Origin of the sequence: Thioalkalivibrio sp. AKL10 (assembly GCF_000381845.1) — a bacterium.
Taxonomy (GTDB): Bacteria; Pseudomonadota; Gammaproteobacteria; order Ectothiorhodospirales; family Ectothiorhodospiraceae; genus Thioalkalivibrio; species Thioalkalivibrio versutus.
In genome coordinates this window covers 1015166-1027495 of sequence record NZ_KB907142.1, presented here as the reverse complement: position 1 = coordinate 1027495, position 12330 = coordinate 1015166, and the positions used below count along the sequence as shown (strand labels likewise).

12 protein-coding genes and 1 tRNA gene are annotated in these 12330 nt (G+C 62.2%); 3 read left to right on the top strand and 10 right to left on the bottom strand.

All coding sequences use genetic code 11. From position 1 onward, the window contains the following. Positions 1-9: 9 nt before the first annotated feature. The 6 genes from G333_RS0104930 to G333_RS0104905 all read right to left on the bottom strand — a co-directional run bounded on the left by G333_RS0104930 (position 10) and on the right by G333_RS0104905 (position 7619). Complete coding sequence (locus tag G333_RS0104930; protein ID WP_019627824.1) at positions 10-630, bottom strand: NYN domain-containing protein; 621 nt, start codon at positions 628-630, stop codon at positions 10-12. A 181-nt stretch (positions 631-811) separates the two neighbouring features. Next, on the bottom strand, positions 812-4348 hold the full coding sequence (locus tag G333_RS0104925) for a helicase-related protein (RefSeq protein WP_019627823.1): 3537 nt from the start codon (positions 4346-4348) through the stop codon (positions 812-814). Positions 4349-4379: 31 nt separating this feature from the next. Beyond that, on the bottom strand, positions 4380-5216 hold the full coding sequence (locus G333_RS0104920) for a hypothetical protein (protein WP_019627822.1): 837 nt from the start codon (positions 5214-5216) through the stop codon (positions 4380-4382). 108 nt (positions 5217-5324) lie between these two features. Further along, positions 5325-6206, bottom strand: a complete 882-nt coding sequence (locus G333_RS0104915) for a TraI domain-containing protein (RefSeq protein ID WP_019627821.1) — start codon at positions 6204-6206, stop codon at positions 5325-5327. Beyond that, positions 6203-7393, bottom strand: a complete 1191-nt coding sequence (locus G333_RS0104910; protein WP_026340884.1) for an Arm DNA-binding domain-containing protein — start codon at positions 7391-7393, stop codon at positions 6203-6205. The genes G333_RS0104915 and G333_RS0104910 overlap by 4 nt, the downstream gene beginning before the upstream one ends. Then, complete coding sequence (locus tag G333_RS0104905; protein WP_019627819.1) at positions 7386-7619, bottom strand: hypothetical protein; 234 nt, start codon at positions 7617-7619, stop codon at positions 7386-7388. Before G333_RS0104905 ends, G333_RS0104910 begins: the two co-directional genes overlap by 8 nt. Before the next feature lie 116 nt (positions 7620-7735). On the opposite strand from G333_RS0104905, the gene G333_RS0104900 reads away from it, so the two are divergent. Beyond that, complete coding sequence (locus G333_RS0104900; protein ID WP_231373012.1) at positions 7736-8002, top strand: helix-turn-helix transcriptional regulator; 267 nt, start codon at positions 7736-7738, stop codon at positions 8000-8002. A 124-nt stretch (positions 8003-8126) separates the two neighbouring features. Here G333_RS0104900 and G333_RS0104895 read toward each other — a convergent pair. From G333_RS0104895 to G333_RS0104885, 3 genes are all read right to left on the bottom strand, one after another. Next, positions 8127-8203 (bottom strand) — tRNA-Met (locus G333_RS0104895). Between the two features lie 65 nt (positions 8204-8268). Then, positions 8269-8574 carry a ferredoxin gene (locus G333_RS0104890; RefSeq protein WP_018168966.1) on the bottom strand — a complete coding sequence of 102 codons (306 nt, stop codon included), beginning with the start codon at positions 8572-8574 and terminating at the stop codon, positions 8269-8271. An 82-nt stretch (positions 8575-8656) separates the two neighbouring features. Then, positions 8657-9394 (bottom strand): YdiY family protein, encoded by a 738-nt coding sequence (locus tag G333_RS0104885; RefSeq protein WP_019627817.1) that lies wholly within the window; start codon positions 9392-9394, stop codon positions 8657-8659. A 103-nt stretch (positions 9395-9497) separates the two neighbouring features. On the opposite strand from G333_RS0104885, the gene G333_RS0104880 reads away from it, so the two are divergent. Both G333_RS0104880 and coq7 read left to right on the top strand, forming a co-directional pair. Then, positions 9498-10694 carry a (Fe-S)-binding protein gene (locus G333_RS0104880; RefSeq protein ID WP_196800517.1) on the top strand — a complete coding sequence of 399 codons (1197 nt, stop codon included), beginning with the start codon at positions 9498-9500 and terminating at the stop codon, positions 10692-10694. Positions 10695-10757: 63 nt separating this feature from the next. Next, positions 10758-11399, top strand: a complete 642-nt coding sequence (coq7, locus tag G333_RS0104875; RefSeq protein WP_019627816.1) for a 2-polyprenyl-3-methyl-6-methoxy-1,4-benzoquinone monooxygenase — start codon at positions 10758-10760, stop codon at positions 11397-11399. 58 nt (positions 11400-11457) lie between these two features. On the opposite strand, the gene speD is transcribed toward coq7, so the two are convergent. Further along, the gene (gene speD / locus G333_RS0104870) at positions 11458-12267 is read right to left on the bottom strand and encodes an adenosylmethionine decarboxylase (protein ID WP_018937368.1); all 810 of its coding nucleotides are present in this window, start codon (positions 12265-12267) and stop codon (positions 11458-11460) included. Positions 12268-12330: the final 63 nt, after the last annotated feature.

The window sequence follows — 12330 nt, the reverse complement described above, 5'->3', positions numbered from 1 at the left end:
TTATGGGTCCTAGTTCCATGTGGCGGGGCGCTCGAGCGTGAGGCCCGCCGCTGTCGTGATGGTATCGGGTAGCTGGTTCTGCCGAACTTTGGTCTGGCTAATCTGAAATGCCGCCGTGGCCGCCTGGCGTAGCTGGCTGGAGTTCCGGCCCGGCGGTTGGGCGACGATGATCCTCTTCTGTGGGAAGCGCTCATCCACAAACCGCACAGGCGTTGTCAGATCGCTGTCTGCCGAGAGGATCAAGGCGGTATCGAAACGATCATCGAAGGCATCCGCGAGCAACTGCACCGCAATGTTCACATCGGTCATTTTCTCTTCGTAATCGGGCCAAGTAGCCTTGCACTTGCGGCACTCCCGAGTTTTCTTCAGGTAGTGGCCGTAGTGAATTTGCAGGTTGTCACGCGTCGCCAGCGCGTCCAGATAGTCATCCTGGCGCTGCTGGTCCACATGGTTGTTGCCGGCTAGGCGAATCCGTGCCGTGAAGTAGTGGGTTGCCTGCAGGGTCTGGTCGGGCTTCAGGAGGTCCGCCGACAGGGCCGCCAAATCCAGCCAGTAGTAGCGTTTCCAGCCCTTATCCTTGAGCCCGAAGTACAGGTTAAAGCCGTCGATATAGCTGATGACTCGGTTCACACCACTCTCCTGGCGCGCTCAGGGGGATGTTGACAACAAGTAAGCCTAAACCTATGGTTAACGACATTAACCCCGCCGGTGAGAGCATCGCCGGCCCGACGCCTCCGGTGGCCTAGCGCCCTCGGGGGCGTTTCTCTTTGGGCCTGCGCGCAATCCCGAGCCCCAACATCACGTCGGAACATCATGCCGTTGGGGCTCCCTGCGCCTTTCCCAGCAGGTGGCTGAGATCGTAGTTGACCGATGGCACGCCGAAATCGGGCTCTACGGTGAAGGGATTCTGCACGTAGTAGGGTCCTTCGTAGTCATCCCCGTCCACAAGCACGATGGCCAACAGAAACTTGTCCGCCTGGTTGAGCGCGTACATGATCTCGTTGCGGGTGACGGTGATGGTCGTCTGCCCCTTGGCGCGCCCTTTCACCTCGATGTGCCGGTCCGGTGGCAGCGAGCCGTCGGGTTTGGCGGGTGGACGGGCAGTAACATCCCAGCCGCACTTGTCGGCGGAGACATCAAAAACCTTATGCCCCATCGCCTGTTCCGCGGCCGTCACGGCCTGCATGGCGACTTGCTCAACATGTGCTCGCGCCTGGGCATCCACACTGAACTGGGTCTCGCCCTTACGGGCTGCCAACAGGCCCTGCGGAATCACCAGGGCGCCGCCGATCACCACCGGCGTGCTGGATACGACTTCTTTCATGGCCGCTAGCTCCCGTTGCCGCTGTTCGAGACGGGCGGTTAGCTCGTCTACCGTTCGCCGGGCGCGCTCGGGCTGCATGCGGGGCTGCTTGCCTGCCTCTTCGTCTTCCTTGAGTTTGATGTACCGATCGGACCAGTAGTTGATCTCCTTTACCAGCCGCGCCTGCACCGCCTCCAGGATCTTGTCAGCCTGCCGCTCGCGCCGGCCCCGCACTTCCTGATAGTGGCCCGGCACGAGATGCTGTGCCGCGTATGCCAGCGCAGCCCCTTCCAGACCCTGGTTGATCCACGCGGCATCCAGGACGTCGGCAATGAGCGCCTGATCGTTCGCTTCCAGGGGCTGCAGATCAAGATGCGGGGCCCACCCTGCGTGGAAGGTGTTGCCCTGCTCGTCGATTTCCACGAATTGCAGGCGCCGGGAGGCCACACGGGGCGAGTCGCCCTCAGTCTCGCGGATGCTGTGGTCGATCATGAAAAGCACGCGCGGCTCGGTTCCCTCGTTACTCGGATCGAGCAGCACGGCCCCCCGCTTGAGCTTGGTCCGGTGGCCCTGCAAGACGAGATCCGTGGTGGCATGCATCAGAGGATGCATGGGATGGACCAGGTCGGCCATTGGCTTGGCCTGAACACGGACTCGGTCCTTCTCGAAACAGATGCGCTCGTAGCGCTTGAGAACGGGCGTGCGGCTCTCGCCCATCACGCGGTCGCGCTCCCTAATCACTGCAGGCACATGGCGGACCTCGTAGCGCCCCGCTTCCCGCCGGCGCATCTCCCCGCCCATGCGGGCGAAGGCCTCGCTGAAAAACGCGCGGATGAAATAGGGCTGCAGCTTGCGGGCCTCGGCCTTTTCCATCTCTTCCTTGACCGCATAGAGGTCTTCCAGCGTCATGTGCTGGTCAACCAGGGCATTGCGTCGGATGATCTCTTTCAGGTGATCGGTATCCAGTGCGCCGTCGATCACTTGGTTCAGGCGCTCCTTCACTGTCGCCGATTCACCGTACCGAATGGCTTGGATCAACAGGTCCTTGAGGGAAGTGTTGTCGAAAGCCTCGCCCAGGATATCGAACACCTTGCCACCCAGCGCGGTCTTTTCGATTTCGAGTTTCTCGAAGAGCTTCTGAAATACCGACCCTTCCCGGGTTTCGGTGGCAACCAGGTTCCACAGGTGGCAGACCTCGGTCTGACCGATACGGTGGATGCGACCAAAACGCTGTTCGAGACGGTTGGGGTTCCACGGCAGGTCGTAATTGACCATCAGGTTGGCGTTTTGGAGGTTCACGCCTTCGCCCGCGGCATCCGTCGCGACCAAGACCAGTACATCGGGGTCGTGCCGGAATTGCTCCTGACGCTTACGCCGATCATCCCGGTTGGTGCCGCCGTGGATGGTAATCACGGCCTCGGGACGCCCAAACAATCCCTGAATGCGGGCGACCAGGTAATTCAACGTGTCCTTGTGCTCGGTAAAGATGATCAGTTTTCGGCGGTTGCCGCTTTCCGTCATCATCTCCGGGCGGTCCTGCAGCAAATGGGATAGTTCTTCCCACTTGCGGTCATTCCCGGACTGCACGAGATCCCGGGCATGGGCCTCCAGCCCCTTCAGGCTCAGGATTTCGGCCTCCAGCTCCGGCACGGACTCGGCGGCGGTCGCCTGATCGACGACCTGTTCGGCATACAGTTCGTACTCTTCCGCGCTGAGCTCTTCTTCCAACTCGTCGAGATTTTCGGGGACCTCGATCTGCTTGGGGACGGAGTAGGTGCCGAGTGCGGACTCCGGATCCTGTTCGCGAACCCCCTGGCCTCGCGCCAGCAGCTTCTTCTCGTTCAGCTGGGTTTCAAGCCGCTTTCGCCGCCGCTGAAGCGATTGGTAGATCGCCTCCGGGCTCGACGCCAAGCGCCGTTGCAGCTGGGTCAGGGCGAAGCCCACTGTACCCTTGCGCTTGCCCTCGAGCTTGTCGGCCCGGTTCATCTCATTACGCACGTAATCCGTGACCGCCGTGTAGAGCTCGGCTTCGGCGTCGGAAAGCGTGTAGTTGGCTGTGTAAGCGCGACGCTCCGGGAAAAGCGGGGTTCCGTCGAACTTCAGTAGTTCCTCCTTGACCATCCGGCGCATCATGTCGGAGACATCGACCTTGTGTACGCCTTCGCGGAACTTGCCGTAGAAACGGTCCCCGTCCAGAAGAGAAAGCCAGATCTGGAAGTCCTCTTCTTTGCCGTTGTGGGGAGTCGCGGTCATCAGCAGAAAGTGGCGCGTAATACGACCCAGCATCTCACCCAGCAGGAACCGCTTGGTTTTGTTGACCTTGTTGCCGAAGTAGTTTGCGGACAGCTTGTGGGCCTCGTCGACGATGATGAGGTCCCACTCGGTGTTCTGAAGCTTTTCCTGGAGGTCCTCGCTACGCGATAGCTGGTCAAGACGGCAGATGAGCTGGTTCTGCTCCTCGAAATAGTTGCCGGATGCGCACTGTTCCTGCTTGTCTCGACTGAAAATCTCGAAGACGACCCCGAACTTCTCGAGCAGCTCATCCTGCCACTGCTCCGTTAGCCCCCCAGGCGAGACCACCAGAATGCGTTTGGCGTCGGCACGCATCAGCAACTCGCGGATCAACAAGCCGGCCATGATGGTCTTCCCCGCGCCTGGGTCGTCCGCCAGGACGAACCGCAGGGGCTGACGGGGCAGCATCACCTCGTACACTGCAGAAATCTGATGCGGGAGCGGATCCACGTTGGAGGTGTGTACCGCCATCATGGGATCGAACAATGCAGCCTGGGAGATTCGGTAGGCCTCAAGGCCCAGCTTGAAATCCTCGCCGTCGGCATCGAAGGCCCAAGGGCGCCCGGCGGTTGCAAGCTCCAGAGTGGCTTCGTCGCTCCGGAAGAGCATCCGCTCATGCAGCTGGCCCTGACTGTCCTTGTAATACACGGTCACGGCGTCGGGCCCGACCATGTCCGACGAGACGATCCGCACCACTTCCCCGGTCTTAAGCCCCGCTATTTCCGCGTCCTTGCGGATATCTTCGAGCTTCATGCGCTACCTCATCACTAGATGTTTTGCCACTCTATTCGAGCGGGTCGTCTTGATCATCGGGATCGTCGAATCGGGAACGAAAGTCCTTACCCGCCTGCAGTTCGCCATCACTTTCGATGACGTCTCCCCAATTCGCTCGCATTGAAACGCCGGACCAATACCGACCCGAAGGCTCTACCCCATACGCCAAACCACAGCCCTCGCAGAAGGTCGGTGGTTCACGCAATAGATGGTTACAGGCGGGGCAGCGCGAAACGTAAGTCTTCTTCTGTATCTTTCTCCGCATCGCTGCAGCCGAATCCGCCCAGTCTGCATACCGCCCGCCTTGGCCTTGATCCATTTTGGCTCGACATGCGCGCTCCATTTCTTGCAATGAGCGCTTCAGGACTTCGAGCTCCGAGGCATCCATATCGAGCCGATGACAAGTAAGCGTTTTCCCTTTCTTGCGTGCACTAGATACTGTTTCGCCTGAGCCCCCATCCCTAACAGATGTCCAGAACTCATTCTTTTTCATCACTCCCGCAAGGAAGAGACGATCATCCTGGCTAATGGGCTGCTCACGACCCTGGAGCGCGGCTTGCACCCTGAAGAGGAAATCTTCGGAATGCCTCAGCGTGAGCGTAGTGGCCTTGATCACCCGCTCCGTCATTGGCTGCGGAGAAAGAGCGTTCCACTCTGCTCGATCAATGGCGGTCGAGCTATTCACCCAACGCACTCGGATAACCTGAAGACCTTCTCGCTGCCCCGACATAAGCGTCGACGCCCAGATCTCGATCACCGATCCCGCCCGCGAGGAGTGTTCGATCGTCAGCGTGCCGATCAACGAGAGCAGTCGGTTAACTTCCGTGAAATCCGGCTTGTCCTCCATTTCCAGCTCCCTTGCGGCCGATCGCTCACCCCGCCACCAGCCAGGCCTATCGTGCTTGGCGGCTCGGGATATCGCAAACGCAGCCGGCACAATAACGTGCGAGGTGGCTCACTCAGTGAGCCTTCCCCCTTGGATATCAGCGTGCATCCATAGGCCCGTACTGACCCGGTCTGCCATGCGAACCGCATCGACCATGGGAAGCGGAGAGGCGTACCCCTTACCAAGTGCATCCTGTATCAACGAATGCACGAAGACAGCATGAGCCGGGACCGAAAGTTCAGCCAGACGTGGAAGGTGCATCGCCAAAGCAACCAGCGATAGATGCCGATGGTCCGTCTTTCGAAGGAGCCATGGGGATGTGGAAGCATGGCTGATGGTCTTCCCGAAGTCGTGAAACAACGCAGCGAGGACCAAACCATCTCGGAGGGTGTCGTCGATCAGCGTGCTGCAGGTCGCGGGCGCATCGCGGAGGGTTTTCTCCACGATCTCGGCAGTCTCCAATGAATGCCGCAGGAGCCCACCCGGAACCGAATGGTGGTGCTTGTAACTGGCCTTAAGCTGAAAGAAACGCTTCAGCAGTGCCAGATCGTCCACCACGGCCTCCATCCAGTGCCGGAAGGGCGCTGTCGTCAGCCGCTCGATCAGCGTCCGGAGCCGGTCTGGATCGGATCCGTCGATGCACCAGGATGTGGGCATGACTTGGCTGGGCTGATACTCGCCCGATTCCAGCGCTCGGATGAAACAGATGCTGGACGGCCCATCCAGGGTCGCGGAAAACTGGACTTCAACGACCGTGCCGCTGCGCACCCCTGTTGCCGCCGCGGGATTCCGGACCACCCCCTCCCAACGCTGGCCAGCGTGGTGCAGGACGAGATGGCCAATGCCTGCCCTCTCGAAATAGTCCCGGACGCGATAGATACCGAACGTTCGAACATCGGATGCAGCTTGTTCGGGTAAGGCATGACCGCCTTCCCAATCCGAGATCCTCACGACTCACCTCCGAAGCGTTCGTCGATCAGGTTTTCGAACGCCGAGCCATCCTGTCGCGTGGCATTCGGGATATACCGCGAGTACGTCTTGAACAGCATCTCCGTGGAGGTGTGGCCCAGCTGGCGCGCAATCCATTCCGGTGACTCGCCTGCCGCCAACCACAGGGTCGCGGCGGTATGACGCATGGTGTACGGGCGCCTGTAGGGAATATCGAGGTAGCGCAGCAGCGGGGCCCAGATGCGCTTGGTCAGATTTCGATTGTCGATGGGCTGGCCCGCGGCGTTCGTAAAGACACAGCCGCCCTGCCCCGCTGCCTTACGCTGATCGAGCAACGCCTCGCGGACCCGTCGGGACATGTCCACCTCGCGCTGGGACCCATCGTTCTTGGTGTACTCGGTGCGACCGTCCACGTAGGTCTCGCGAACCAGGATCTGGTTGCGGGGGAAATCGACATGCTTCCACTTGAGCCCGTGGGCCTCACCGGACCGCAGTCCGGTGAAGAAACGCACGGTGAAGTAGTTGCGGAAGTCGGCACGCACGTGCTTCAGGATCAGGCTCACCTCGTCCAGACTGAACGGATCGACCTGGGTCTTGCGCTCCTTGAGGAGTTTCACGCCCACGAACGGTGACCTAAACTGGAAGCGGTCGGCGGCCTCATCGAACATCATCCGCAGGATTTTGAGAGTCCTGTTGATGGTGGAAGGCGACAGCTCACGCTTGCGTACGGGGCTACCTTTGGCGAGATGGGCCCGGAATGTGTGAACGTCTTCCTTCCTGATGTCGCCGACCCTTTTTTTTTCTCCGAAGAACGGAAAGACATGCGTCTCGAAAGCGGTCTCAATGCTTTCCCGATAGGTTTGGCGCCACATGGGTGCCATCTCCTCGCTCCACTGGAGATAGAAACGCTTGAGAGGCGGCGTCTCGACAGATGAGGCGCGCGCCGAGACGAACCGCTCGGGGCCCGTAGCGGAAGTCTGTGGCCACCCTTGGGGCGCGGGACTCTCTGGGAAATACTTCGCGTAGTCGAAACGGCCGGCCTTGATGTCCCGCTCGATACTCTTGGCGACCTTGTCGAGTCGCTTGCGGTTGGAGCCGGTGTCTTTCAGGGCGGTGTATTCGCGCCGGCGACGCCCCTGCCAACGGAAATCCACGTAAAGCTTTCCGTTCTTGCAATTGACGCTAGCCATGGCAGTACCCTCCCGAAGCCATCGGGATGGTGGCGGACTCCATGGCCACGTCGATCATGTCCTCTTCGACGTGCTCCCAGATATAGAGGATCTTGCGACCCCCAAAGGGGTGGAAGTAGTGGCGGCCTTCGATAAGGACCGAATCCTTCAGTTTCTCGCGAATCGTTCGCGGCTCGTATCCGATCCGCCTTGCCAGCTCACGCGTCGTCAGATAGGTTTTGCTCATCTCGGCACTCTCCTGTGCTCTTGGGTTTCATGCTTGATGCGTATAATGATCAAACATGAGCCAAATCTAGCACACGTGATGCCTCTGTCAATATTTTTGATCGTTTAAATGATCAGGTGATCCTTTTGCTGAGACTTAAGATCAAGGAACGAATCGCGGATCTGGAATTCAAGACGGGCCGCAGGATCACCCTGGGAGAGGTCGCCAAGGCCACCGGCATCAACCGCATGACGCTGTCGAAGATGGTCAACCATCGGGGGTACAACGCGCAGAGCGAGAATCTCGACAAGCTTTGCCGATACTTCGATTGCCGGATCGAGGAACTGGTCGAATACATCCCTGACGAACAACTCGCCGAGAGCGCGGACCAAGAGGCCGACTAGGCGGGCAACAGCCGGGCGGCTGCGGGAAGGGATGGTTCTGGGGAGGTTGGTCCCCGCCTGGTCCCCACGTGGTCCCCAGGGACCAGAGGTACGACCAGGCAGGAGCCTAAGTACTTGAATTAGGTGGTGGCTACGCCCTGATTCGAACAGGGGACCCCATCATTATGAGTGATGTGCTCTAACCAGCTGAGCTACGTAGCCACGCGGGCTGCGAATTCTCCGGAGGCCGGCGCATAAAGTCAAGCCAGCGCGGCGCCCGGCGGGGTTCAGATCTGCAGGCGCTCGACCACGCGGCCGTTCTTGAGGTGTTCTTCCAGGATCTCGTCGATGTCGCGTTCGTCCTGGTAGGTGTACCAGACGCCCTCCGGATAGACGACCGCGACCGGTCCCTCGTTGCAGCGGTCCAGGCAGCCGGCGGTGTTCACCCGCACCTGGCCCTTGCCGTGGATGCCCATGGCCTTGGCCTGGTTCTTGGCATAGGCGCGCATCTCGGTCGCCCCGTGGTCCTCGCAACAGTTGCCGTCCTCGCGGCAGTTGGTGCAGAAAAAGATATGGCGCTGGTAGTAGCCCATGGAAGTCTCCGGTGATCCCTGCGGCTCATGATAACGCTGCCACCGGCAAAACGGCGGGTGGCAGCGTGCGCTGTCCGTGCATTCAGCGGAAACGGTAGACCAGGCTCACGTCCGTGATGGTGTCGGTATTCTCCACGCCGGGCTCGACGTCGGTGTTGTGCTTCACGGTGAAGCTGGTACGCAGGGACATCCGGCTGGTGACGTCCGCGGTCAGGGCGAGGATGTTCTCGATCTCGGTGTTGTCGCTGCCGGTCAGGATCAGCAACTCGTCGGTGAGGCGGGCGCTTTCGCTGATCTCCCAGCGGAAGTTTCCGGCCAGGCGGCCGACCGGTTCGCTGTCGGTCTCCCCGGTCGTGCGGATGCGCACCTGGCGCATACCGGCACCGATCTCGCCGTCCAGCTGCACCCGCTCGCCGTCGATCAGGCGACGACCATAACCAGCCGTGGCCGAACCCTGATAGTCATAGTTGCTAAAGCGGTCACGCTCGTAGCGCAGCGCCCCGAACAAGTAGTCGTGCTCGCCCAGCTTGCGGTCCGCCTGATAGCCGGCGATGTAGCGCTCGCCGGTGGTTTCGTCGTCTTCCTCGTGAAAGTACGCGTCCAGGCGGATGCGATTGCGCCAGTCGATGGTCGTGTGTTCCGCGCGGAAACGGCCCGTGGCCGTGGTGGACTCGGTGTTCCCGGTGGTCTTGGAGGCCCCGAGCTCGATCGTCGATTGCCAGCCCTCGGCCTCCCAGGACAGGGCCTGCGAGACTGGTATGCTCAGCAGGATGAGCGAGGCAAACGCAGACCCGACGGGCCGGAACGAACGCACGAGCATGGGAGACCTCCCGGAATCGAATGAGGGCAAGACCCTAGCAAAGCCGCTCGGCGCATCGGACCAGCCCCTGAGATTCCGGGGACTTTCCGCCGCGGACCAGTGCGTGCACTGCGGGCTGTGCCTGCCGCACTGTCCGACCTACGGCTGGCACGGGGTCGAGGGCGACTCCCCACGCGGGCGGCTGACCCTGATGCAGGGCCTGGCCCAGGGCCAGCTGGAGCCGGAATCCGAACGCCTGCGCAGCCACCTGGAAGGCTGCCTGGGTTGTCGCTCCTGCGAGACGGTGTGCCCGGCCCGCGTGCCCTTCGGGGCACTGATGGACCGCGCCCGCGAGATCCTGACCGAACACCCCACCACGCCGTCGCGCGGGGACCGCTGGCGCCAGGCGCTACAGCACCAGGCCCTGCTACATCCGAGCCTGCGCAGCCTCGGGGGGCTGGCGGCGCGCACTGGCGCCCGCCTGGGTGTAGACCGCCTGCTGCCACGCGGCGGCTGGGAACGCAGTCTCGCCCACACCCGCGACTCCCTGGCACCCGCCCCCCGACTGCACGCGACCGCGAGCCCGAATACGGCCGATGCCTTGCTGTTCACCGGCTGCATGGACCGCTTTTTCACCGGCCCCGATCTCGAAGCCGCTCTGGAGGTCCTCGACGCCCTCGGCGTGCGCATCGCCATCCCGCAGGGCCAGGTTTGCTGCGGAGCGCTGGACCAGCACACCGGCCACCGCGCGGCGGCGCAGGCGCTGCAGGCGCGGAATGGCGAAGCCTTCGGCACCCGCGAGGTGCCGGTGATCGCGCTGGACAGCGGTTGCGAGGCCACGCTGCGCGAATACCCCGAGGACACGCTGGCAGCGTGCAGCCAGAGCCTCACCCGGTTTCTGGCGCAATGGTTGGACGCCGCCGACACCGACGGGGATATCTGGGACGCCACACCGATACGCATCGCGCTGCATCGGCCCTGCACCCTGCGCAACGTCACCCGCGAGGCCCGCGAGCTGCCCGCAATCCTAGGACGCCTGCCCGGGGTCACGCTGGTGCCGGTCGCCGACGCGCCGAACTGTTGCGGCGCCGGCGGCACCGCGATGCTGACACAGGCAGCCATGGCCGACGACCTGGGCACCGAGACCCTGCAGGCCCTAACCGCCGACGCCCCGGACGCGATCATCAGCCCCAATGTCGGTTGCAGTGTGCACCTGCGGGCGCTGGCAAGCGAACAATCGGACCCGCCGGAAATCCTGTCACCCGCCCGCTTTCTGGCCCGGCGTCTGAAAAACCACACCCACCACTCCGCCGGGCGCTGATCCCTGCCCGCGCTTGCGGTACCCTTGAGGGGTACACCACGACGCCCCAACCGGACCGGAACCATGCGCCGACTTTCCCCGCTGGACCACCTGATCAACCAGGCCGACGCCTTCGTGAAGGTCGTCTCCGGACAGGCCCGCTCCACCGGCCGGCCATCCCCGGGTGGGGACGACATCGGGCCGCACCTGGAGGATCACGAACGCGACCTGTCCGCCCGCCTGATGCGGGTCAATCATGCCGGCGAGGTCGCGGCGCAGGGGCTGTACCAGGGCCAGATGCTGACCGCCCGCAACCCGGAGATCCGCGGCCACCTGGACCAGGCCTCGCGCGAGGAGGGCGATCACCTGCACTGGTGCGCCCGCCGGGTACACGACCTGGGCGGCCGCACCAGCCTGCTGGGGCCGTTCTGGTACATGGGTTCGTTCGGGATGGGCGCGCTCGCCGGCCTGACCGGCGATGCCTACAGCCTGGGCTTTATCGACGAGACCGAGCGCCAGGTGGAACGCCACCTGGACCGCCACCTGGAGCGCCTTCCGGCGCACGACGAGGTCTCCGCGCGCATCCTGGCGCAGATGAAGCAGGACGAGGTGGAACACGGCGCGCACGCGATGGCACTGGGCGGCAAGGCGCCCCCGTGGCCGGTGCGCAACCTCCTGATGCCGCTGACGTCCAGCATGATGACGCGCACCGCCTACTGGATCTGACCCGCAACACGGGACGCCCGAAGATCATCGCCGCGTGCAACACGCGGCGAGCACGGCCTCAGCCCGGACTGCTCATGTTCTTGCCGTAGAAGATCTCCATCATCTCGTGCTTGAGCAGCTTGGAGATGCGCTTGGCCTCCTTGGCCGAGTAATCATCCTTGCCCAGCCCGAACAGGTAGCTGTCCAGGTCGAAGTCCTTCAGCACCATCTTGGTGTGGAACAGGTACTCCTGGTACACGTTCACATCCACCATCTGGTACTTCTCCTGGGTGTCACGCGACAGGAAGTCCTGGATGGAGTTGATCTTGTGATCGATGAAGTGCTTCTTGCCACGCACGTCGCGGGTGAAGCCGCGCACGCGGTAGTCCATGATCACGATGTCGGACTCGAAGCTGTGGATCAGGTAGTTCAGGGCGCGCAGTGGCGAGATACGCCCGCAAGTGGACACGTCGATATCCGCGCGGAAGGTCGCGATCCCGCCCTCCGGGTGCGCCTCCGGGTAGGTGTGCACCGTGATGTGGCTCTTGTCCAGGTGGCCGACCACGGTCTCCGGCAGCGGGCCGGGGCCTTCGGTGTAGCCGATCTTTTCGGTGGCCACCGGCTCTTCCGAGATCAGCATGGTCACCGACGCGCCCTGCGGATCGTAGTCCTGGCGGGAGATATCGAGGATGTTGGCCCCGATCAGGTGGGCCACATCGGACAGGATCTGCGTCAGACGCTGGGCGTTGTACGCCTCGTCGATGTACGCGATGTATTCATCGCGATGCCGGTCACCCGAGGCATAGCAGATATCGTAAATATTGAAGCTCAAGCTCTTGGTCAGGTTATTGAAACCGTGGAGCTTGATCTGCTTCTTGTGACGAGGCATGGCGTGTCCTCTTGGCCCGGGCCGCAGCGAGCGGCGAATTGTAGACGCCCCGGCCCGCAAGTC